This is a genomic window from Clostridioides sp. ES-S-0005-03 (assembly GCF_020658455.1).
In the GTDB taxonomy this organism is placed as follows: Bacteria; Bacillota; Clostridia; order Peptostreptococcales; family Peptostreptococcaceae; genus Clostridioides.
In genome coordinates this window covers 561,374-586,063 of the sequence record NZ_JACVWI010000001.1, presented here as the reverse complement: position 1 = coordinate 586,063, position 24,690 = coordinate 561,374, and the positions used below count along the sequence as shown (strand labels likewise).

At 27.3% G+C, this 24,690-nt stretch carries 23 protein-coding genes and 2 other annotated features; of the genes, 3 read left to right on the top strand and 20 right to left on the bottom strand.

The window, feature by feature from the left end; genetic code table 11:
* Positions 1-3: 3 nt before the first annotated feature.
* The 13 genes from IC218_RS02760 to IC218_RS02700 all read right to left on the bottom strand — a co-directional run bounded on the left by IC218_RS02760 (position 4) and on the right by IC218_RS02700 (position 14,471).
* Positions 4-1,188, bottom strand: a complete 1,185-nt coding sequence (locus IC218_RS02760) for a hypothetical protein (RefSeq protein WP_227823769.1) — start codon at positions 1,186-1,188, stop codon at positions 4-6.
* On the bottom strand, positions 1,181-2,131 hold the full coding sequence (locus tag IC218_RS02755; RefSeq protein ID WP_227823768.1) for an N-acetylglucosamine kinase: 951 nt from the start codon (positions 2,129-2,131) through the stop codon (positions 1,181-1,183). The genes IC218_RS02760 and IC218_RS02755 overlap by 8 nt, the downstream gene beginning before the upstream one ends.
* 1 nt (position 2,132) lies before the next feature.
* Positions 2,133-3,227 carry an ROK family protein gene (locus tag IC218_RS02750; RefSeq protein ID WP_227823767.1) on the bottom strand — a complete coding sequence of 365 codons (1,095 nt, stop codon included), beginning with the start codon at positions 3,225-3,227 and terminating at the stop codon, positions 2,133-2,135.
* Between the two features lie 218 nt (positions 3,228-3,445).
* Positions 3,446-4,711 (bottom strand): histidinol dehydrogenase, encoded by a 1,266-nt coding sequence (hisD, locus tag IC218_RS02745; protein ID WP_227823766.1) that lies wholly within the window; start codon positions 4,709-4,711, stop codon positions 3,446-3,448.
* A gap of 223 nt (positions 4,712-4,934) precedes the next feature.
* Positions 4,935-5,483 (bottom strand): hypothetical protein, encoded by a 549-nt coding sequence (locus IC218_RS02740; protein ID WP_227823765.1) that lies wholly within the window; start codon positions 5,481-5,483, stop codon positions 4,935-4,937.
* Positions 5,484-5,596: 113 nt separating this feature from the next.
* Positions 5,597-6,814, bottom strand: coding sequence for a homoserine dehydrogenase (locus tag IC218_RS02735; RefSeq protein WP_227433002.1), 1,218 nt, complete (start codon positions 6,812-6,814; stop codon positions 5,597-5,599).
* Positions 6,815-6,898: 84 nt separating this feature from the next.
* Positions 6,899-7,137, bottom strand: a binding site (T-box leader).
* A 69-nt stretch (positions 7,138-7,206) separates the two neighbouring features.
* Positions 7,207-7,447 (bottom strand) — a binding site (T-box leader).
* 80 nt (positions 7,448-7,527) lie between these two features.
* Complete coding sequence (locus IC218_RS02730; protein WP_227823764.1) at positions 7,528-9,381, bottom strand: ATP-binding protein; 1,854 nt, start codon at positions 9,379-9,381, stop codon at positions 7,528-7,530.
* A 127-nt stretch (positions 9,382-9,508) separates the two neighbouring features.
* Positions 9,509-10,444, bottom strand: coding sequence for a sugar-binding transcriptional regulator (locus IC218_RS02725; protein WP_227433000.1), 936 nt, complete (start codon positions 10,442-10,444; stop codon positions 9,509-9,511).
* A 116-nt stretch (positions 10,445-10,560) separates the two neighbouring features.
* The gene (locus IC218_RS02720; protein ID WP_227432999.1) at positions 10,561-10,872 is read right to left on the bottom strand and encodes a hypothetical protein; all 312 of its coding nucleotides are present in this window, start codon (positions 10,870-10,872) and stop codon (positions 10,561-10,563) included.
* A 44-nt stretch (positions 10,873-10,916) separates the two neighbouring features.
* Positions 10,917-11,801 (bottom strand): 3-hydroxy-5-phosphonooxypentane-2,4-dione thiolase, encoded by an 885-nt coding sequence (gene lsrF, locus IC218_RS02715; protein ID WP_227432997.1) that lies wholly within the window; start codon positions 11,799-11,801, stop codon positions 10,917-10,919.
* A gap of 23 nt (positions 11,802-11,824) precedes the next feature.
* On the bottom strand, positions 11,825-12,826 hold the full coding sequence (locus IC218_RS02710) for a dihydroxyacetone kinase subunit DhaK (protein WP_227482369.1): 1,002 nt from the start codon (positions 12,824-12,826) through the stop codon (positions 11,825-11,827).
* Positions 12,827-12,881: 55 nt separating this feature from the next.
* The gene (gene dhaL / locus IC218_RS02705) at positions 12,882-13,502 is read right to left on the bottom strand and encodes a dihydroxyacetone kinase subunit DhaL (RefSeq protein WP_227823763.1); all 621 of its coding nucleotides are present in this window, start codon (positions 13,500-13,502) and stop codon (positions 12,882-12,884) included.
* Between the two features lie 129 nt (positions 13,503-13,631).
* The gene (locus IC218_RS02700; protein ID WP_227823762.1) at positions 13,632-14,471 is read right to left on the bottom strand and encodes a YihY/virulence factor BrkB family protein; all 840 of its coding nucleotides are present in this window, start codon (positions 14,469-14,471) and stop codon (positions 13,632-13,634) included.
* 626 nt (positions 14,472-15,097) lie between these two features.
* Between IC218_RS02700 and IC218_RS02695 the strand changes: the two genes are divergently transcribed.
* Entirely contained in the window at positions 15,098-15,292 is a 195-nt protein-coding gene (locus tag IC218_RS02695) for a DNA-directed RNA polymerase (protein WP_227432990.1), read from the top strand.
* A gap of 138 nt (positions 15,293-15,430) precedes the next feature.
* Here the strand turns inward: IC218_RS02695 and IC218_RS02690 are convergent, their stop codons facing one another.
* Positions 15,431-15,859, bottom strand: coding sequence for an HTH domain-containing protein (locus tag IC218_RS02690; protein ID WP_227432988.1), 429 nt, complete (start codon positions 15,857-15,859; stop codon positions 15,431-15,433).
* Positions 15,860-16,114: 255 nt separating this feature from the next.
* Between IC218_RS02690 and IC218_RS02685 the strand changes: the two genes are divergently transcribed.
* The gene (locus IC218_RS02685; RefSeq protein ID WP_227823761.1) at positions 16,115-16,291 is read left to right on the top strand and encodes a hypothetical protein; all 177 of its coding nucleotides are present in this window, start codon (positions 16,115-16,117) and stop codon (positions 16,289-16,291) included.
* Between the two features lie 295 nt (positions 16,292-16,586).
* Here the strand turns inward: IC218_RS02685 and IC218_RS02680 are convergent, their stop codons facing one another.
* The 5 genes from IC218_RS02680 to IC218_RS02660 form a co-directional block, all read right to left on the bottom strand.
* Positions 16,587-18,284 carry a phospho-sugar mutase gene (locus tag IC218_RS02680; protein ID WP_227432985.1) on the bottom strand — a complete coding sequence of 566 codons (1,698 nt, stop codon included), beginning with the start codon at positions 18,282-18,284 and terminating at the stop codon, positions 16,587-16,589.
* Positions 18,285-18,346: 62 nt separating this feature from the next.
* On the bottom strand, positions 18,347-18,937 hold the full coding sequence (locus tag IC218_RS02675; RefSeq protein ID WP_227432984.1) for an SGNH/GDSL hydrolase family protein: 591 nt from the start codon (positions 18,935-18,937) through the stop codon (positions 18,347-18,349).
* A gap of 110 nt (positions 18,938-19,047) precedes the next feature.
* The gene (locus IC218_RS02670) at positions 19,048-19,845 is read right to left on the bottom strand and encodes a 3D domain-containing protein (RefSeq protein ID WP_227432982.1); all 798 of its coding nucleotides are present in this window, start codon (positions 19,843-19,845) and stop codon (positions 19,048-19,050) included.
* 298 nt (positions 19,846-20,143) lie between these two features.
* The gene (locus tag IC218_RS02665) at positions 20,144-21,355 is read right to left on the bottom strand and encodes a helix-turn-helix domain-containing protein (protein WP_227823760.1); all 1,212 of its coding nucleotides are present in this window, start codon (positions 21,353-21,355) and stop codon (positions 20,144-20,146) included.
* Between the two features lie 127 nt (positions 21,356-21,482).
* Positions 21,483-22,424, bottom strand: a complete 942-nt coding sequence (locus tag IC218_RS02660; RefSeq protein ID WP_227823759.1) for an alpha/beta hydrolase — start codon at positions 22,422-22,424, stop codon at positions 21,483-21,485.
* 280 nt (positions 22,425-22,704) lie between these two features.
* Here IC218_RS02660 and IC218_RS02655 point away from each other — a divergent pair, with 280 nt between their 5' ends.
* Positions 22,705-23,271 (top strand): MarR family winged helix-turn-helix transcriptional regulator, encoded by a 567-nt coding sequence (locus tag IC218_RS02655; RefSeq protein ID WP_227432977.1) that lies wholly within the window; start codon positions 22,705-22,707, stop codon positions 23,269-23,271.
* A 637-nt stretch (positions 23,272-23,908) separates the two neighbouring features.
* On the opposite strand, the gene IC218_RS02650 is transcribed toward IC218_RS02655, so the two are convergent.
* A complete protein-coding gene (locus IC218_RS02650; protein ID WP_227482363.1) occupies positions 23,909-24,682 on the bottom strand; it encodes an ABC transporter permease in 774 nt (257 codons plus the stop codon).
* Positions 24,683-24,690: the final 8 nt, after the last annotated feature.

Sequence of the window (24,690 nt, the reverse complement as noted above, 5' to 3'; positions counted from 1 at the left end):
TCACTAATTCCTAAACCAATTTATAACTTCATCAATATTTTCTTTTGGTGCTGATAACAAATCCCAAGATAGTACATACCCTTTTACTGTTGTCTTATTTATGTTTGAAATATTTTCACTTATATATTTAGGTGTAACAGGAGCTATAATTTCTTTTTTATTTATTTCAATACCTACATATATATCTTTGATAAGATTTTTTGTTATAAAATCGATTTCCTCTAGCACAAATTTTATAGGATATATATCTCCTTCATACTCTCTAATTCCTAAAATATCTAATAAATTTCTTTTTGCAATCTCTTTATTTTCATGTACTGATTCATCAATTAATCTTTCAAATTCAAATGGCAAACCTGCTGGAGCTTTAGTAATTCTATACATCATTGGTTTTATAAAATCTGCTACTTCTTGTAATTTTTCTAAATCTTGACCTACAAAGTAAGAGATAAAAGGGGAAAAAGTGTCTATCCCTATTTTCAATCCTTTACTTTTAAAATAACTACTTATATCCACTAGTGCGTTATATATATTTTGACTTTTCATTTCAAAAAAATCTTCCCATATTTTATTTTTAAATTTGTATTTTCCATTAATGTATTCTGTTATACCAAATGGAGTATCTTCACTAACTATAACTTCATTAGATACATTATCCATTTCTATCATTAATGACCTTTTATCAATATTATTTTTTTCATATATATCTAAACAATCTTTACAAAAACAATTAAAAACACCATTTAATTTATTAGAAAAAGAGCCATACCTTATCTTATCTAAAAAAATTCCATCAAACTCAATTTCACTAAAATAAGTACTATATATTTTCTTTATGTTTTCTATATTTCCCTTATTATTTGGACAATAAAATTCAAAGTTTTCATCTTCTTGTAATGCATATCCTTTAACTTCTTTTCCAGTATAATCAACTAATAGATTACTTTTTTCAAGTAATCCTACTTCCGAAAAGCATGGGAACCAAAGATATAATTCAACATTATATTTTTTTAATAGTTTTTTAGTCTTTACATATAGTTCTTTGTCTACACTCCAACCCATAATGACCTTTTCTACATCAATACATTCCATTAATTCTAATAGCTTACATTTTATATCATTAAATTTTATTTCTTTATTTTTGAATCCACCTGTAAAGATTTGTACAACTATTTTTTTCCTATCCATGTTTGACCCTCCTATTAGCTAACGCCATAGCAAGTCTTATACCTCCATATACTGGCTGATTTTCTTGAAGTATAAATTTTAACTTTTTATCTGTATTTTCTTCCCTTAAGTTGTCCATTAACATTTGAGCATATATAGTTTTGTTTAATGTACCACCAGATAAAACTATATCTATTTCACTTTTATTGTTTTTCATTGAATTAAATATTTTACTTAATATTACTTGAGCTAATTTGGACAGTTCAATCGATGACTCTCTCAGTATTTCAATAGCTAATTTATCACCTCGTTTAGCACAATCAATCACTAATGAAGCTAAGTTTGCTATTTCAACATTGTTATTTATTTCAGTAATCATATATGTAAGTTTCTTAAAGCTATCTGCATTAAAGAAATCTAAAACACAATCAAATAAATCACTATATTCATGGCACTCATCACAATAAAGTAAAACTTTCTTTAGTACTTTTCTTCCTATATCATATCCAGAACCCAAATCGCTAAAATTATATCCCCATCCACCAACTCTATATATGTCTCCATCTTCCCTAATTCCTAATACAATTGAACCTGTACCAGCTACAATTACTAAGCCAGGAGCATCAGTTTGCGCATAAAAGGCTAAAACTGCATCATTTACTAAATATATTTTTTCTTTGTTAAACCCAACTTTTAATATTTCATCCATTATAATATTATAATCATTTGGAGAATCACATCCAGATATACCAAATACAGTGTACTCAATATCGTTATAGTCAATATGTAAATCTTTTAATATTTTCTCAAATCCATTATTAATATTTTCATATGTTTTTTGAACTCCAACTGACTTATAATTAGTTGAACCAGTAGTATGTTCTTTAAGTATATTTCCATCTAAATCACTTACACAAAATTTTGTTTTTGTTCCCCCTCCATCTATTGAAATCAAATATTTCACATTAATATCCTCCTTTTTTATTAGATAGGGAATATTGGTAGTCAGTTTCTTTTAAACACATACTAATTACCCCATTTATACTTCCCTCTCTCAATGACTCCACTTTTATTAGTCTAGGGAAATTTTCTCCTCCAACACTTTTATTTACATCTTCTTCTATAAATTCCATGTCACTTTTAGTTAATATATTGCATTGTATAATCATAGCTTCTGGATTTAAAACACAAACAAGAGTCCTTACAAAATTTGATATTATAGATAAAATTTCTTTCTTAAATTTATTATCTTTGCTCTTTAAATATCTTTTTCTTAAACTCATAATGTAATCTTCAATATTTAAGTTATCATAGTTATACTTGCTAAACTCTATATTTAGATAGCTTAGTTCACCAGCAAAATTTGTAGAACCTAGATATAATTCACCATTTATAACTATACCTGAGCCAATACCATCATCTAAATACATAAGTGCCATATTTTTATATTCGTCTTTGTACTGTTTTTGATAAATTCCAATAGTGGTAATATTTGTATCATTTTCTATAAATACTTTAGTGTTATATTTACTCTTTATTAAATTTTCTAAATCTATACCTTCCCAACTTTTTATTGTTGGAATGTTTTTGACTACACCTTTTTTTACAACTCCTGGAACACCAATTCCAATCGCTCTTATATTGTTTCCCCTTACTTTTTCAATCAAAGTATCTATAACAAAAAAAGTATCGTGGTTAACGTTTTCATATGTATCCATTCTTATATTGAACTCTTCTTGATAAGTTATTTCACCTAATAAATTTGCAACTACTCCTATACAGCTGTTTCTATAATAATACAAGGCTATTATATGTTCTAAGTCTGCATTTATTTCAAATAGTTGAGCTCTTCTTCCTCCAGTAGATTCATTTAATCCACTTACTTTAACTTCATTTTTCAAAGCTAATTGTTCTACAATTTTATTAACTGTTGCTAAACTCAATTCAGTAATGCTTGAAATTTCTGGCTTTGTTATAGGTCCATCATTTTTTATAATATTTTTTATTAAGTCTTCATTTACTTTTTTTATCGTTTGTGGCTTTCCAACTATATTTTTCATAAACAACACCTTACTTTATAAACTTTATTTATTAAGTTTAGTATAATAGTTACAGGTTAAATTTGTCAATATTATTCCAATAAAAAAGAAATAAATTTAAAATAGGTTATTTCTAAATTTATTTCTTTTAAATTCTCAACTATAATATAAATAATGTTTTCTAAAATTTTATTTTTTATTGCAGTATACATTTTTATAACAATTAAAACTCTCTTTATCTACTTCTTAAATCTAACTTCTGCTGCCTTTGCATGTGCATATAATCCCTCTTCTTTTGCTAGCTTCTCTGCAACAGGGGCTAACACTTTTATAGCTTTTTCATTTAATATTTGCTTTGTACAAGTTTTTATAAAAGTACCAACCCAAACACCACCAGTATATCTTGATGCTTTTAATGTTGGTAGTGTATGATTTGTACCTGAAACATAATCACCAAATACCTCAGCAGATAAGTTTCCAATAAACAATGAGCCATAGTTAGTTAATTTATCACAAATTTCTTCATATTTATTTACTGCTATTTCTAAGTGTTCTGGTGCATAAAAATTACTTATTTTTATTGCTTCATCTATATCATCAACCAGTATTATTTCACCATTATTTTTCCATGAATTATATGCAATATCTTTTGTTGGTAAATCTTCTAACATGATTTTCATATTTTTTTCAACCTCTTGTGCTATTTCTAAACTATCAGTTAATAATATACCTCTTGCATTTAAATCATGCTCACATTGTGCCAACAAGTCAGCTGCAATATAGACTGGATTTGAAGTTTCATCAGCTATTATAAGAACTTCACTTGGACCAGCTACAAAATCAATTCCGACTTGCCCATAACATTGTCTTTTAGCTTCTGTTACAAACTTATTTCCTGGTCCTACAATTATATCAACAGGTTTAACCTTTTCTGTACCATATGTAAATGCTGCTATAGCTTGAACTCCTCCAGTTGCATATATTTCATCAGCTCCTGCTATATCCATAGCTACTAATGTTTTAGGATTTATATTTTTAGTGTTTTTCATAGTTGGTGAACATGCCACTATTCTTTTTACTCCTGCAATTTTTGCAGGTATTATAAGCATAAGAGCTGTTGAAAATAAAGGATATTGTCCACCTGGAACATATGCAAGGCATGACTCTATAGGAATATTAGTTTGACCTAAAATAACGCCTGGATAGATTTCCTTTTCAAAAGAATTTTCGAAACTAGCCTTTTGGGCTTTTGCAAATTCGCTTATATTTTTAGCAGCAATTTTCAAATTGTTTATAAACTCCTCATCTACATGTTTATAGGCTTCTTTTATTTCTTCTTCAGTAACTCTGAATTCATCTCTTGTGTTTTTATCAAACATTTCATTATATTTTTTCAACGCAGTCTCTTTATTATTTCTTATATCTTCTATTATAGAACTTACTTGTTCTCTTAGTATTTTTTCATCTACCTTTTCTTTTATATTTGATTTTTTTATAATCTTCATCTTTTCCCTCCTAGTTTTATAATGTTATCATTCTAGCAATAAATAAAAACTCCCACCCTCTATCAATAACTAGAGGATAGGAGTTTAATCATATTGTACTCACCTCACTGACTGAGCACTATTTGTCTAATAACTATACTATATTTCAGTTAATCTTTCTGAATTTTCTCTTTATTATACATAATATGATATATTTTAACTATTAATTTGTCAATGAAATTTTTTATCTTCTACAGCAATTGCAATTACATCTATCACATTTGCATTTGTTGCATTTGTCACATTTGCATCTGTCACAATTACACTTATGACATCTACATCTATCACAATCATGGTTATTATGGTTGTTTCCATTTCTTCTAGCTTCACATTCCATACCTTCGTCAAAGAATCTTCTAGACTCTTCTAGAGATTCTATACCTTGATAATTATAAGCTGAGTGTTCATTCCAAGATTTTTCTGCTTTTTCCCACATTTTTCTAGCTTCATTTTCAAATTTTCTTGCTTCTCTTCCTCTTTCTTCAGCTTCACAGAATGCTTCTCTTGCTTCTCTTTCTCTTTTTTCTGCTTCTCTTCTAAATCTATCACAATTTCTATCTCTATCTCTGTCTCTATCTCTGTCACAATCTCTATCTCTGTCTCTGTCACAATCTCTATCTCTGTCACAATCTCTATCTCTGTCTCTATCCCATGAATTATTATCATCTTGGAACCATCTTGATGTAGAATAACTTCTTCTATACCAATCTCCTGAACATTTATTATTTCCCATATAGCATATCTCCTTTTAATTTTAATTTTTTATGAGATGTTTTGTTTCATCTCATACTATATAGTATTAAAATTTCCAAAATATGTTACATAGAAACCTATATTCTTTTCTTTTTAGCTTATTTTCAACATTTTATTCATTTTTTCACAATATCCTTTGTCTTTTATTAGACATAAACTGTTATTTATTTCATACTCAGAGTCAGCATAAACCATAATAGCAAGCTCATCATCATCATTTAAAATATCATAGTTTACTAAGCAATTTCCAACTATATTCAATATTTCATCTTTATTACATTTTTTAAATCTAAGAAGTGCTCCACATTTTTCTCTAACTATTTTATTTACTTGTATTCTATCTTTAGTAAAAGAATCTATACTAGAAACTCTGTTATCTATTATATCAATAACATCTGAGTAAACTGCACTTCCTGTTGCTAGACTTCCAGCTCCCTTACCTACAAACGAAACTTCTCCTACTGAATCTCCATTTACTATGACAGCATTAAACTCATTGTCTATTCTAGCAAGTATGTTATCTTTTTCCACTAAAACAGGTCTAACAAATGCACTTACTTTATCATTTTCATATTTACTTTGCCCAATTAATTTTATTTTACAATTTAGTTTTTTAGCATATTCTATGTCTTTTTCATCTATATCTGTAATTCCTTCTAGATATACATCTTTCCAGTATACTCTATTATCATAAGCTAGAGTTGACAATATTGATAGCTTTCTAGCAGCATCATATCCTAATACATCTGACTCTGGGTTTGCTTCAGCAAAACCTAATTCTTGAGCTTGTTTTAATGCCATGTCATAAGACAAATCCTCATCATACATTTTAGATAATATAAAGTTAGTAGTTCCATTTAAAATAGCATTTATGCTGTCTATATTATTTCCTTCTAATGATTCTATTATTGGCTTTAATACTGGTATCCCTCCAGCAACTGAAGCTTCAAATTTAATACTTACTTTATTTTCACTAGCTAATTTTGCAAGTTCATCTCCACATTCAGCTAGTAAATCTTTATTTGCTGTAACAACATGAATTTTATTATTTAATGCTTTTTTTATATAAGATAGTGTTGGTTCTAAACCACCCATAACTTCAACTAATATATCTATATCTTTCTCAAATATGTCATCTATATTATTAGTTATTATATTAGAGTATTTTTTTTCTTTATGCTTTTCTAAATTATTAACTAATATTCCAACTATTTCTATATTTCTTTTCTCTTTATTATTATCTATTATATCTATAAGTCCACTTCCTACAGTTCCATATCCTAGTACTCCAATTTTCACTTTATTTTGCATTTTATTTTCCTCCTAAATTTATAATTTTCCGATTTTTTTTAATTTTCAATCTTTTATTGTAATAAAAATAGACCCATCCCTATATAAAGGGACGAGTCTATACTCGCGGTTCCACCCAATTTGATTTTTGTCAATTATTGACAAAATCCACTTTGTACTTTAACGCAGTTAACGGTTAATCTTACTAAAACTCTTTTTAGAGTAACTTCAGATAACAGCTCCTAGGTAGTTTTCAATCCCTCTAATTTAAAAAGTCTTTCAGCCAATGGACTTTTCTCTCTGATAATCGAATTAGATTTACTCTTCCTATTCATCGCTTTTATAATTTTTTATAATTCCTTTTTATACTTTCAAATAATATTTTAAATAACAAAAAACTCCCATCCTTATAATATAAGGACGAGAGTATAATTCCCGCGGTTCCACCTAATTTAGTTTTCATTTTTTATGAAAACCCACTTTAAACTTTAACGTAGTTAACGACTATTCTTACTAAAATCTATTAATATAGATAACTTCAGAAAGTAGCTCCTAGGTAGTTTTCAATCTCTCTAATTTAAAAAGTCTTTCAGCCAATGGACTTTTCTCTCTGATAATCGAATTAGATTTACTCTTCCTATTCATCGCTTTTTTATTTATTATATTGTAATTCATTTTAAACCCTTACAAATAAATTGTCAATAGTTTTTTTAATTTTATTTTTTATACTTAATCTATAAATCCGAAAATTCTATTTCTAATTTTTTACTTAGCTCACTACTGAGCTCTCTTTTATAATTGCATTTTTCACTATTATTGCTTCTAACTGGCAACGAGACAATAAATTCACTTCCAACACCAAGTTGACTTTTTAAAGATATACTACCATCATGCAATTCAACTAAAGATTTCACTAATGAAAGCCCAATTCCACTGCCTTTAACTCTATAAGAAAGTTCATTGTCAATTTGTTCAAACCTATTAAATATTTTATCTATTTTTTCTTTTGGTATACCTATACCACTATCAGATATTTTCATTTCAAACATATTATCTTTCACATATAAAAATATATTTATTTTCCCATTTTCTTTGTTGTACTTAATTCCATTAGAAAGTAAATTCAATATTATTCTTTCCAATTTTTCTGAATCAAATAACATTGAAAATTCCTCTATTTCTGTATCAAATGTAAGTTGTATATTATTTTGACTTGCAAAATCAGCTACAGACATACATATATCTTCCACAAATGATATTATATCAGACTCTTTTGGCTTAAAATCCAAATATCCCGACTGCATTTTTGTAAAATCTATAACATTATTTACTAATCTCAATATTCTATTTCCATTTTGTTTTACTATACCTAGATTTCTTTTTAGAGTATCATTTGATTCTATTAAGTCTCCCTCTTTCTTTTCTATTACTTGTAATGAAGATGATATTAAATTTATAGGAGTTCTAAGTTCATGAGATAGATTTGCAAAAAACTCCATTCTATTTTTATCCATCTCTTCTTCTAGTTTTTTTCTTCTACTTATATCTCTTGCTGTACCAATTATTCCAATGACACTACCATAACTATCAAAATATGGCCTTTTTGTAATCTCAATACATTTATTTTCGTTATGTATAGTCATATTTGATTCAAATGTAACAATCTTTTTATTTTCAACTACATCCTTATCACTTTTACATATCTTGTCTATAAGAGATTCTTCTGTTGATAACTTATGACTATTCTTACCTAGTAATTCTTCTTTATTCATACATGCTAGATTCAAAAATCCTGAATTAAATCCAATATAATTTCCATATACATCTTTATAAAACATATTCTCTGGTATTGAATGTTCAATCATCTTCATTAAGTTTTTTGAATCATAGTTTTTATTATTATATCCACTGTATATTATATTATCTATTATTCCTATAGTACCTAAAAGTTCACTTTCATCATATAAAAAATATTTTTCAACCATAAAAAATGTTTCTTCGTATTCAAATAGTTTTTGTAAAAATCTTTTTTTACTAGATATTCCTTCTAAATAGTCATCTCTAAATAATTTCCCAGTTCGTTCTCCCCATACTTCTATATCGTTTTTTCCAAATATATCTTTTGTAGTTTTAATTTTGTTATTTAATATTGATATTAAATTTTCACTACAATCTATATATATTCCTTCTTCATCTTTAACATAAGCTAATTTTTCTTTTTTATCAAATGAATCGATTATCTGTCTATAATCGAATACTATTTTACTAAAATACAAAACTACGTACGAATCTCCAACTATTTGTTTTCTTATGTTTATCCAATTTTTAAGTGCTGGAATATATCTTTTTATACAATCTATATTATCTGAGAACAACTCTTTAGAATATTTTTTTGCTCTAAATATAGGTAATACATCTAATATATCTTTATCACAAATTCCCTCTTCTAGTTTCAATACTTGACTCATACCTTTACTTATATATTCCACTCTATATTCTATATCTTCATGTTCTCTTATAATCTTACAGTATAAAAAAGGCACAGGTATATTTTTTATAAAATTCACATATTTATTATGGATATCCATATCCTAACCACGACCTCTCAATGTTATTTATAATAATACTTCTTAAGTAATTATATGACATTTTTCTATTAATTATAACATATTTCATAACAAATATTTTCAAATAAATTTAATTTTATGTAATTTATTATTTGTTTATAATTATTTGTGTCGCTTTTTTTTCATCGGTAATGACATGTGTTATGTATCCAGTCTTCAGTGCACCTGTTATTGAATCTATACTAGAATCTGAACATATAGCTATTACTTTTTTTGCCTTTTTTAATTTTTCAAGAGGTATTTGTATGACATAATCACTATCACTTTTAATTATTTCTCCATCTTTATTAAAATAATAAGATAAAAAAGAACCTATTGCTTTTTCTTTTGTAAGCTTCTTTCCAAATCTAATCGCAGTAGCTTGGTCTGGAACCTGAGGATAATTATCAACAGATAAAATTATTGTATCTATATTATCCCATTTTTTCTCCATACTCTGATAATTTTCAGTTTTCAAATAGATATTTCGCTCTTCACTACTAGTTGGAAATGCAGGCGCATATAAAAATACAGGACTAAATCCTGTACTATTTGAAAATACAGATATTAATTCATTAGGGTGATATCCTTTATTTGGTATGTTAGCCATTCCAACCAATGGATATACTTCTCCTTTAAACGTAAAAGTATCCTCACTCTTTTGTATTTCTTCTATTATATTACCTATAGTATATCCCCATCCTATACCGACATTACTAACCTTAGGTAATTCTTCTTTTATATATTTTATTCCATGACTTAGTATAGTTTGTTGAGTTATATATTCGGTTTTAGCTTCTGGTACTATTAGTCCACCTCTAATGTTAAATATCTCTTTCATCTGATTCATCAGCAAATCATTACTAGAAAATAGTTCCCTAATCTCTATCTTTACTATTCCAATTTCTTTTGCTTTATTTAACATTTTACTTATCAATGGTCTTGATACTCCTAAAATTTTTGCAATCTCTGCTTGAGTTTTATTATCTTCATAATACATTTTTGATACTTCTACTAATTTCAACATTTCGTTTTCAATAGTCATATTTTCATCCTTTCAAAGCTAATTCTAAGATAAAATTATCTCATTAGATAAAATTTGTCAAGTTGTATAAAAAATTTAAAAAGCCCAGAAAAATTCTGGGCTTTTTAGCTTAATTATTAACATTCTTGCATTAATTCAATTATAAAACCACCATTAATTATAAATGCACATTTTAAGTTATCTCCTACTTTAAAAGGTTCTACAATTACTTCATTCTCACTCAGATATTTGTCCATATTTTTTACTTTATATGCAACATGAGGATTTTTTTGCATTATTTCTGGAAGTGGACTTCCTTCAACAAATCTTAAATATTCATATTTGAAATCTGTGTATTTTGGGTCTGTTATATATACCTTCAATTCTTCATTAAACTCTTCATGCTCTTGTGGCTTATCTGTTATAACACCTATATGTACAAATTCCATAAATTCCCCTCCAATTATATTAAAACCTATATATTAAACTTATACTACTTATACTCTTCTTTTAATTCTTCAAATAACTTGTATGCTTGTTCTGGAGTATTGTTTTCATGAACTACAGCCTTTATTGCCTTTATCATAGCTTTTGGATTTTCTGATTGGAATACATTTCTTCCCATATCAACTCCTGCTGCTCCTTCATTTATAGCTCTATAAGCCATTTCTAACGCTTCTTTTTCTGGAACTTTTTTCCCTCCTGCTATAACTATTGGAACTGGACAAGCAGATGTTATTTTCTCAAAATCCTCACAATAATAAGTCTTTACTATACTTGCTCCAAATTCAGCTAACATCCTAGTGGCTAATAGAAAATATTTTGCAGTTCTTTCCATCTCTTTACCTACTGCAACGACACCCAAAACTGGTATTGAATATCTATTTCCCATATCTATTGTTTTGACTAAATTTTCTATAGCCTTACACTCACCTTCAGCCCCCATAAATGTCTGTATAGCTAGGCATGATGCATTCATTCTTATAGCATCTTCTATATCAACTCCTATAACCTCCCTACTCATATCCTCTCTGAGTACGGAACTACCAGCCGAACATCTAAGTGCTATAGCTTTATCTTGAGTGGGATTTATACACGTTCTTAAAGCTCCCCTTGTAGCCATAAGACAATCTGCATCTTCTATAAGTTCAGGTATTGAAAGGTCTAATCTTTCTAATCCTTGAGTAGGACCCATTATATATCCATGGTCAAAAGCTAACATCAATGATTTTCCTGTTTTAGGATTAAATATCTTTGATAATCTATTTTTCATTCCCCAATCTACATTGTCCATTCCTTTTAAATAAAAACTTTGTTGAGGTGGTTTTATCCCTATTCCATAATCTTTTGGTAATATTATTCCATCTTTATCTGCCATTTTTTATCTCCCTTTAATTTAGTCTAATTTTTTTTAAAGTAAGGCGTATTACATGGTGAATTGAAGTATCTCAATAATTCATCATCCATTCTAGCTATAAATAGTTGGAATCCAGCTGTTTCTTGAGTAGTCAAAAGTTCTCCAACACAATTTGAAACTATTTCTATATTTTTTTCTTGTAATATTCTATGGCACTTTCTATAAACTATTAACATTTCCATTAAAGTAGTAGCTCCTGAACCATTAACTACTAACATTACTTTTTCACCATCTTCGATATCCAAATCCTTTATTAAAGCTTGTGTCATTATTTCAGCAGTTTCATCAGCAGACTTCATTTCCATACGTCCACCTCCACCTTCTCCATGCTGCCCCATTCCTATTTCCATCTCATTTTCTCCAAGTTCAGAAATTACCATACCTGTAGATGGATGAGTTGCTCCTTTACATGCAACAGCTATAGTTGCCATATTATCAGCAAATTTTTGTGCTATTTCTGCAACTTCATCTAAAGATTTTCCTTCTTTAGCAGCCCCTGCAGCTATTTTATATAAAGGTATACATCCAACCAATCCTCTTCTATCATCACTATTTTCTCTCGGTGCATTTGCTATATCTTCTTGAGTAACAACTTTTCTAACATTTAATCCTTCTTTTTTAACTTGTTTCATAACAAGGTTTCCTGTCAACATATCTCCTGCATGATTAAGAACTACAAATAATACACCTTTCCCTTTGTCTGCCATCTTTATAGCCTCTAAACAAGAATTTGGTCCTGGAGCGGCAAATACATCTCCGACTACAGCTATATCAACCATTCCATCTCCAACAAATCCACTCAAAGCTGGTTCATGACCTGCTCCTCCTAAAGTAACTATTGTTACTCTGTCTTCTTCTTCCAACTTTTTGTTTATTACTAAATTTGAATCTGTAACTCTTAGTAACTCCGAATTTGAAAGTTCTAAACCTTCTAAAACTTCTCTAGTTAAATCTTCTGGTTGGTTAATAAATTTTTTCATTGACATGATAAATTCCCCCTATTAAATTTGTTATATTGATTAATTGCTGTGTTAATCTCTTTTATAATGCGTCATATAAACCTTTAAACATTAATGATATAGAAACAGCGCCTGGGTCCATATGCCCTAAACTTCTTTCCCCTATACTTTTTGCTCGTCCAAATTTTGCTATGTAAGTTTTAGTGCTTTCTGCGCCTTCTACTGCTTTCTCATAACCCACTTTAAAAACATCTTTTATGTTGTCACTTTCAATAGTATGCATAGCATCTATTGCTGGGTATAATGCATCTACTAGTGTTTTTTGACCTACTTTAGCAGTAGAAATAAGAGATAAATTTTCTCTTGCTTCAATAAACATATCTTTTACTTCTTCTATTTTAAGTTCTTTTTTATCTTCTATTCCTTCAGCCATTCCCTCAAATATAGTTCCCCATAAAGGTCCTGCTGACCCTCCATTTACATTCATACATAAAGTACTCAAATCTTCATTAATTGATTTTATACTATCATCATCATGCTCTTCTAGAGCCCTTTTTCTCATACAATCAGCTATTCTATCTACAGTAACTCCATGGTCACCATCTCCAACTATACCATCTAATTCACATAAATATATCTTATTTTCTTTTAATATTTCTGCTGCACTTATTAGCATTTTTCTCCATGTAACTGTTGACAACATTGAATCATCTCCTTACCAATATCTTAACTCAATATTATCATATGTAATAACAAATGTAAATTATTTTTAGAAAACGTTTTTACAAAATTTACATTTGCAATATCAAATACCAATTTTTATTTTAATATTTTACTTTAACATTTCATTTCTTATCTTTCTAAAATACAATCTTGAATTTAATTCATAACCTACAACAATAACCCAACTACTAAAATATATCCATGTCATAAGTACAATTATTTCAGCTATGCTTCCATAGATTACTTCATAGTTAGCATAATAGTTTGTATAATAAGAATAGAAAAATGATACTACAAACCAAGCAAACGTAGCAAAAATAGCACCTGGAGCAGATTCTTTCATAGTCAAACTCTTATTAGGTGTATACTTATACAAAAATGTAAATATTACTATTATTGTTGCAATACCTACAGTGTATCTTAGAATATCCCATATTTTTATGAATATCTCATCTAATCCTATAAAGTTAAAAATAAAATAACCTATCTTCTCTCCATAAACCAAAAATATCATAGATAAAAAAATCAATACCAAAAGCATAATCGTAAATAAAAATGATATAGATAAGATTTTAAAAAAAGACCTAGTTTCTTTAACTTTATAAGCTCTATTCATTCCTTTAATAAGTGCTTTTACTGCCCTTGAAGATGTCCACATCGTAAGTACAAAACTGACAGCTAAAAAATTTAAACTTCTATTGTCTATTGCAGAAACTATAATTGAAGATAATACATCAAAAGCACTCTCTGGCATCATGTTTCTAAATAAGGCTATATATTTATTTAAATGAAGAACTGGTATATATGCTATAGAACTTATTGTAAATATTAAAAAAGGAAATATAGACAACATTAAGAAAAAAGATACTTCTGCTGATTTTGAACTTAACTCACTATAATTAGATTTTGCTACTATATATTCAATTAATTTCTTATCTATCCCAAACATAAATATCCCCTTTTCTCTAATATTAATTTCATTATACAATATTAATTATACTCAGATTCATACCATAATATAATTATTTAAACAAAAATAAAGTAAATAAAAGCTGAAAATAATAATTCTACTAATATTTTAATTTTTTAATCACTGAAAATAAAAAGTATAATCTTGAATTAAATATATATTATTGGACTATAATTATGATTATATACAAGCTTCTAGTGGTATTAATTTAAAAGGATAAAATTCGAGATGTATTTTCTAATTGAATTGACAACACAAAAAGGTTTTTTAAAGTAACAACAAATAAAAATATTAAACAAACTAGTATTAGCAGGGTAACTTTTAAATTTATTATATTTTCTTCTTAAACAATTATTGATTATATCAAATCAATATTAATCTTATGCTTATAATTTAAGAAATATGTAATAAAAGTTAAGTATTTATGGTTATAATGTTTATCTTTTGAATAAAATACATTATAATTAAAAGTAAAGTTGCAAATTTGCTATAATTTTAACAAGTTAATTTTCAGAATTATACAAATTTTACATTAATTGTTAATGCAAATTCTATTTAAATAATATTTTTATATTCAAAAATAAATAAAACGGAGGTCTTAAAATATGAGTAACTTTATAATATGTAATTATTGTGGAGACAAAATAGACAAATCTAAGAATAAGTATATAACTTACTCTGAAAAAGATAGTTGTAATGAAGTAAATATTTGTACTAATTGTGCTTTAGACTTATTAGAAAAAACTAATGAAAAATCAAAGATTAAATCTGCAAAAGCTTTAATAAAACAAATAGGATAAAGACACAATATAAATTGTATAAATAAGAAAAGCACCTTTTAATTATAGGTGCTTTTTCTATATATAGATAACTTCATAAGGTATTTAAGGTAGATTAATACAAATATATATTATAATCTATTCTATTTATTTAGCTCTTTATATTTCCTTATTTTTAAATATTAAACTCAGATTCATAGCAGTAGCACATATACTGTATTTTACTTCTGTTGGCACATAATCTACTCCATTTATAAAATCTACCAAATATTGTTCTTCAACATGTGCAACTTTAGCTATAAATTCAATATTAATTTCATATATCTCAATTAGTAAACTTAAAATACCTCTAAGCCTAGAATCTGAATCAACATCTATAGTATATTCGAGTTGCAAAACAAAATTTATCCATCTTGCCCATACGTCTAAATCTGCTGTAAATTCTTTTTCATATTTTTTATAATTTCTTAGTTTTTCTGATTCTATTTTAATCAAATTTGATAAAATATCTTCATTTATGTGATATTCATCAATTAATTTATTAAGTAAAGGTTCTATGTAATCACTATCAATCTTTTTTACTTCCATATAAGTTAAACTCCTCTAAGTAAAATTAGTAAGTATCTTTTTATTATATCACACTTAAATAGTCTCAATTATAATAAAGAAATTTTAAAAACTTGAAATATAAACTTTTTTGTTTCTTTATTTCTTATTGTAATATTTTAGTAACTCTTTATTCTTATTCTCTTGTTATACTTTGATTAAGAAAATCAAATATAAGTTACTGATTATTTTATGAAAAACATTTTAAAATATTAATATTTACAAGGAGGAAATACAATGAATAAAAGAGCAAAACAAGCATTCTTTCAAACAATCCCAAACTTAATAATTGTATTATTAGCACTCATATTTGCATTTTATACTAATACTTTTGACCTTGATTTAAAAGTATTACTTTTATTACCTATAGTATATATTATTTTATTTTTATATTATTATACAAAACTGAGATAGATTAGTAGTAAGTATGAAAAATAAATCTATTTTCAAAACAAATGTCTTTAAAGTTTACATACTAAGAAAATATACTGTTGTATAAAATTTAATAAATCATTTATTACAAATATAACAAAAACTGTCAAAACAAATAATTAAAATAATAATTTTCGTAAAATACTTTTTAATTAAAAAACTGGCTAACTTTCAGTTAAATGTCAACCAGTTTTTTATAATGCTTTTATTTAAATACAAATAAAATTGCATCTTTAATACTTATTTATTATTCTTTTATGTAGCAATTTAGTCTATTTTATTTTAATTTTGATACCATAATATCTATATATTCTTTTAAACCTCTAAGCTTTTCATCTGCTTCAGCATCACTAGTTCCTTTTACAGCTATATAAAATTTCAGCTTTGGCTCTGTCCCAGATGGTCTTATAGCTACCCAAGACTCATCTTCCAAGAAATATTTTAAAACATCAGATTTAGGGAGATTATCTACACCATTTTTGTAGTCTTTTTTATCAATTACCTTTATATTATTTATACAATCAATTTGATTTTCTCTAAAATAAGATATTATCTCTTTTATTTTTTCCACACCTTCTATACCTTTTAAAGTTAAAGATATAGTCTGTTCTTTAAAGAATCCATATTTCTTATATAGTTCTATTAAGCCTTCATATAAGCTCATGCCTTTTGAATAGTAAAATGCTGCCATTTCAGATATTAATAATGATGAAACAACACCGTCTTTATCTCTTGCATGGGTTCCAACTAAATAACCATAACTTTCTTCATATCCAAATACATAATTTCTATCTTTATTTTCTTCAAATAATTTTATTTTTTCACCAATAAATTTAAAACCTGTAAGAACATTTAGTACATCAACATTATTTTCTTTTGCTATATCCGCTCCAAATTCTGATGTAACTATAGTTTTTATCATTGTAGGATTTTCTTTTAATTGATTATTTTCTTTTAAGCCTTCTATTATATAGTGTGTCAACATTCCACCAATTTGATTCCCTGTAAGTAATACATATTCCCCTGTAGTGGTTCTTACAGCTACACCTACTCTATCACAATCTGGGTCAGTTGCTATTACAAGGTCTGCTCCTTTTTCTTTTGCAAGCAATATTCCTCTGTTTAAAGCTTTTTTCTCTTCTGGATTTGGGTAGTCAAGCCCTGCAAAATTTGGGTCTGGATTTTCTTCTTCTGGAACCACTAATATGTTTTCAAATCCTACTTCTTTTAATGCTCTTCTTATTGGAATATTGCCAGTTCCACAAAGAGGTGTATAAACTATTTTAAAATTTTTACCTACGCTTTTTACTAAATCTTTTCTTATAACTTGACTTTTTACAGCTTCTATAAATTCAGTATCCTGTGTTTCGTCCAATAAGACTACTAAATTTTTATTAGCTTCATTTAAAGTTGGTATTATACTATAATCATGTATGCTATTTACTTTTTCTGTTATTGCATTTGCAATATCTGGCATAACTTGTGCCCCATCTTCCCAGTATACTTTGTATCCATTGTATTCAGGTGGATTATGGCTAGCTGTTATAACTATCCCTGCTATTGCATTTAGATTTCTAACAGCAAAGGACAATTCTGGAGTAGTTCTTAAACTATCAAATATATATGCCTTTATACCACACGCTGCTAATGTATTTGCAGATTCTATACAAAATTCTCTAGATTTATGCCTATTATCATGAGCTATTACTACGCCCCTATTTTTTTCTTCCTCTGTAGTATTTTCTAGTATATAGTTTGCCAATCCAAAAGTAGCTCTTCTAACTGTATATTTGTTAATTCTATTAGTTCCTGCTTCAATTACACCTCTAAGACCAGCCGTTCCAAATTCTAAATCTTTATAAAATCTATCTTCTATCTCTTTTTCATTATCTTTTATTTTATCTAATTCTAGTTTTGTATCTTCATCAAAATATGAACTCTTTACCCATTCTTCATAAGTTTTAGTATAATCCATAATAAAATCCTCCCTATTTTATCCATTTATTATAATTGCATAGATAAACCTTTTTTATATAATTATGACTCTTCTATATACTTATTAATTGACTTAATAAAAATATTTGCAATTATTCTATGACCTTCCTTAGTTGGATGTAATCCATCAAAATATAATTTTTTATATCCTTCTTTTTCCATACTCTTATTATATTCAGAATAAAAATCTACAAAATCAGTATTAAATGTCACACTAAATTTTTTTATCCAATAATTATATGACTCTAACTTTTTTGATACTGTATTAAAATCCGTAAAGCTACTCCAATCTTCCCTAACATTTGGAATATCTGGTCTCAGTGGTATACCTATTATTGGTATAATATTTTTTGCATATGCTTGATGTACCATAGCCATTATATTAGAATTAATAACTTCATTTCCTGCTCCAGCAATAAAATCATTAGTACCACCCATTATAAAAACCATATCGGGAGAATTCTGTAAAACATCTTCATTAAATCTAACTAACATACCACTTGTTGTATCACCATTTATACCCTTATTTATTATTTCTAAACCAGTCTCCTGACTCACAATGTTTGTCCATGAATTACTTCGTGATACTCCAAATCCATATGTTAAACTGTCTCCTAAGCAGACTATTTTCATCTTATCCCCCCTTAGCTATGTTTTTTCTGTTTTAAGAATAATCTAACAGTTTAATTAATTCATATTTTATACTTTTTTTCCTTCTAAGTAAAGTTATTATATTCACTAAATTAATACACATATACATCTAGACTCTGTCTCCCCCAATTAGATGCTTTTCCTTCACTATTCATAAATATATCTATTCTGTTCCCTTTAATTGCACCTCCACAGTCTTCTGCAACAAATGTCATACCTAATCTAGGTATATATACTTTTGTTCCATATGGTATTATATTTGGGTCAACTGCAATTACCCCCCATCTTGGTGTTGTACCAGTAGATGTTATAGTATCTCCTGCATATGCAGTAGCAACTACTCTCATATGTTTTCCTCCTCTTGTATTTGCTCCTCTTGATGCAATTAATACTTTTTCTTTAGTTCCATTTTTTATAATTTTTGTAGTTGGTTCTTTAGAAATCACTTCTTTTGATAAGACTTTTTTGACTAGCTTTCCATCATGGTAAGTTAAATTATAGACTAGTTTTTTCTCTCCCTCTATTCCCTCCTGATAGACTTTAGATTTTCCTTTTACTAAATTGCTATCATTCATATGTTTTGTGTCAAATGGTATTTTTTCAAATTCTTCTTTTTGATTTTTAGTTACTTTAACAACCTTGATTTTCATGTTATCCTTTAATTCTGTATTCAAACTTGGATTAATTTTATCTTCAGAATTGTATTTCACTCCCTGTTCATCCAAAAGTTCTTCAACTGTCTTTTTAAATGAAGACACTTTTTGTTCTTGGCCTTTAACAGTTAGACTTATCTCTTCTTTATTTAATATAGAATATATACTTACTAAACTCATTAAAATTGATACACTTAATAAAGATGATATTATTATTTTCTTTTCTCTTTTCTCCATAATATTTCCCCTTTCATGTTCAAATTTTAAATTAACTTATTTATTACAGTTTTAATCTTATATTATATATGTATATTATAACTTTCTAAATTTATGTAACTTTTTTGTAACTTCTAAATTTGTTTTATTCATAATTTTTTTATATTCTACGGTTAATGACTTATTTCATACAAATTAAATCTCTATGTTTGATAACTTATTTCATGCAAATAAAAAGCTAGAAACAAGATATTTACTTTATTAAGTATCCTGATTTCCAGCTTTTTATTTACTAATTTCAGTTCGTCACACTAAACATTTATTTATCTTTTAACATTTTCTCCAATTCTGAAACCTTTTTAATTATAGATTCAAAAATTGGTTCTTCTCTTAATTCATTAAAACTATTATCATTAAACATGATAAGTAGATTAGTATATACATTAAAAGTATATGAATTTCTAGATTTTACTTTATCAAAAAACATCATTTGACTTGTATCTGAACTTTCATGTAGGTGATATTTTTCTAATATTTCATTTAAACCATATAAAGCTTCTTTAGCTTCTTCTTTCATATTAAAAAATAAGAAATTTAAAGATAACTCTATGTAGTCCATGTATATTCCAAAAAAAGCTCCTCTATTTTCACTAAATTTCTTCTTTATTTCTAAAGATATATTTGCATATCCTAATGATTTATTTTTTATATATTCCATTTCTTTTTCTGTTGTTTTTTTGTTATAGCTTCCATCATCTAATTCTTTCTTTAATTCTTTATATTTATTTTTACATACATTAATTAATCCTTTACAATCCAGAGTTGCATTAAATACATCGCTAAATAATTTATTTTGAAGTAATGTTTCTGCTTCATCTAATCTATTCTGACTTAAATATATCATAGCTAAATTAACACTTGTGTCTCCTATTGCTTTATGTATCATATTTAAATATAATTCTGCCTTTTCGTAATCGTCTAACATATAATATGCATTTGATAAAATAAGAAGCGCTGTTTCTTTAATCTGAATATCATCTGTATTTCTAACTATATCTTCAAGAATATTTGTTGTTTCTTTAATTTTACTATTGAATTTATCTTTACCAAATTTATATGAATACATTTGGTATAGCGAACTTATTTTTAACTTTAGCAGATAACTTTGAGGATATTTCTCCATATACATATTAGCAAGTCTTTCTACAGATTCTAAATCTTCTTTAAATTCTTCTAATGGTTCCTCTATTAATAAATCAATTTCTACTTTAGCAAGAGTTGCTTCTAGTTCTTTATAGACTTTCATTACTTCTTCTTCACTTAAATCTACTTTATAGTTTAAAAGTTTATCAACAGATACATTAAAAAAATCTGCTAATACTGGCAATAGTTCTATATCTGGATAAGAGTTTCCACTTTCCCATTTAGATACTGCTGGTGTTGACACTCCTATAAACTTTGCTAATTGTTCTTGTGTTAAACTTTTTTCTTTTCTCAATGTTTGTATGACTTCACCTATTTTAATTCGCATATATACCTCCTTAATGTATATCTCTTAATTTAAGTATATTAAAAAAGCATTTATTAGTAAATCGAGGCAAAGTTAACAAAAGACTTATAATTTAACTATTGGTTAAATTATAAGTTAAAAGCTTATTTCATTGACTACAAAATTCCCATTTTTCATTTAACCAACAAATAACATCCTCAAAAACTTCCTCTTTATTTATCTCATTCAATAATTCATGTCTTCCATCTTTATAGAGTTTACATGTTACATCTTTTACTCCTAATTTTATATATCTATCCCTTAGCCTTAAGACACCCTTACCATTTTTACCTATAGGGTCTTTATCTCCAGATATTATATAAATAGGAATATCAAGTGGTATCTTTTTTAAGTTTTCTTTATCCTCTATTTCTTTTAATCCTTGCACTAAATCATAAAAAAAGCCACAAGTACATACCACCCCACAAAATGGGTCATTTATATATTTTTCAACTTGTTCTTTATCTCTACTTAACCAATCAAATTTAGTATTTTTATTTCTTCTTATGCTTTCTCCACCAAATATTAAATCATTTATTTTATTGCTTCGAGAATTTCTTCCATACTTTTTAATCTCATGATTAATTATTAGATGAGCAAAATTTAGAATAATACCTTGTTTTCCATTTGAACCACATAATATAAGACCAGATAAATTATCACTGTAATCCATTATGTATCTTTGACTCGCAAATGACCCCATACTATGCCCAAATAAATAAATTGGCAAATCTTTATTTTCCTTTTTTATAATACTTGTTAAAGTATTCATATCTTCTACAAGGCATCTAAAACCTTCTTTTTCAGCTAGATGCCCAACATTCTCTACTGTCTTTGCGGTTTTTCCATGTCCTCTATGGTCATTTATATATACTATATATCCATTTTTAGTAAGCTCTTTAACAAAAACTTCATACCGTTGTGCAGTTTCTGCCATTCCATGGGCAATTTGTACAATTGCCTTTGGGTTTTCTATACTTTCATCTTCCCATTTATATGTATATATATCTAAATCTTCTTTTCCCTTGAAAGTAAAATTTGTACACTTCATAATTACTCCTCCAGCCTGAATTTATTCAACATATTAACTTATATACTATATTACTACAATTTTCAAGTCAAAACGTTCTATATAAGTTTCTTACTTATTAATTATTAGCATAAATTGCTATACAAGTGTTGCTCTAAATAACTATATAATAATTTAGTTATTGAATATTAATTATTTAGAGAGAACATTTAACTATACTTGGACATCATATTGACATTATATTCAATTCGTGATATTCTGTTTTCGTCAAAATAGTATCTAAATACAAAGGAGATATTTTATGGATTATTCAAATGAATTGAAAGAATTGTTTCTAATGAATCAAACATATGCAACTCTTTTTACTCTTACAAACAAAATACAAATAGAAGGCGATAAGTATTTTGATGTACTTACTTCAAGACAATATATGACTATTTTATCTATTCTTCACTTACCAGAAGAAGAAACAACATTAAATAATATTGCACGAAAAATGGGTACAAGTAAACAAAATATAAATAGAATAGTTGCTAACCTTGAAAAAAATGAATATGTTCAGGTAGTTCCAAGCCCAAATGATAAAAGAGCAATTAATGTAAAGGTTACCGATTTAGGAAAACAAGTCATGATTAAATGTAGTAGAGTTGGAATAAATTTTATGGCAGATGTATTTCATGAGTTTACTCAAGACGAATTAGAAACCTTGTGGAGTTTACTAAAAAAAATGTATCGTTTTAATGGCGAAGAACAAGATGGATTTGAAGACGATGCTAATTTTATGGAGGATGAAGAACTTGATAAAATTAAAGCTGAAGCACTTAAAGAATTCTCAAGAAGAAGAAATAAAGTAAATAAAAAAGATTAATATTATAATGAAAAAGCTATCTATAATATCACAATATTTTTAAATGCTCATGAGATTAAAGATGGAGGTTTGAAATATAGATATTTGTATAATATAAATCAAAACATGAAAACGGCGACTTTAATTTTTTCAAAATCGCCGTTAAATCTATTTATCCTTTTATAAATTTGAATAACTTTTATAGTCTTTTGTTGACTGTATTAAGGTCATTGAACTTGAAATCATGCGAGATTATGAAAATCAGATTATAGTAAGTTGCTTAGATAAGATTCTCAAACATTATAAGCTTATTCTTACATTAAAATACATAGATGAATTATCTATAGATGTAACCAAACTGGTTTTCTATGATTGTCTGAAATTTCAAATGGCTTCATCATTTCTGATAGGAATTTCTACTTTTCACTCTTAGTCGCCACACAGAAATGATTCCAGTTGCATTTTCGAATAAAAAAATACACCCATCACATGATGCAGACCAATCTGGTCAGTCCACTCATCTATTAGTTCTATTATCCCTTTAGGTGAGTCATTGTTGAATTTCCATTCGATATAACAGTGTAGCATATCAAAGAGTAATAGAAATACAATAAGCATAATCAGCTTTTTCATCTTCTTCATTTTGATATTACCTATTTCAATTTTCTTCACTATGTTTTAGCCCTTTCAGTATAAAGGCAGAAAGACAGATGCACAGCAACAATATTATAGTACTCCCCATTATTTTTCCTACAGTGGTTATGTGGTAACCAGAAAAGTTAAATATAGCTGAAATAGGATAAAAGGTTTTTAGAGTATTTGACATACTAGCAAATAGTCCAGTAACAGAATAAATTTCAGTAAATACTAACGCAAGCCAATACCCTTTTTTCATACGTGATACCAGCGCGATAATGGGTGAAATTGCAAGGAATACACCTACACCACCTAAAAAATATTCTTTCAAAGAACTTAAAATCAGTTCTACTGATAAATCGGAAAGATGTAAAATAACTTCAGTCAAAAATGTTATGGCAAAGAGCAACAAATAAAGGAGTATGCTAAATGCAAAAGTAACAATCATTTTTGCAATGGTTAATTTTGCTTCATTTACAGGAATTAGGCGCAGAGATTTTATGGTATCATCATCTTCTTCACGACAAATCATATAACTCCCTAAAAGGGCAATTACTGCTGGAAGAACAAAAAAAGTTGCCCAGGGTTGAACTTCGTCCATATACCACCCTGCATTGTCTATATACCGAGAGCCCTCATATACAGTTTTTAATCCATAGTGTAAATCTGGTCCATCATGCACACCTTGTCCTCCTGCAAAAATCATAGTAGCTACCATAACTATTGCAAAAACTGCAATCCAAACAACCTTTGAACGGCGAAGCTTTTGGCTTTCAGCCCAAAGTAATTTTTGCATGATTCATA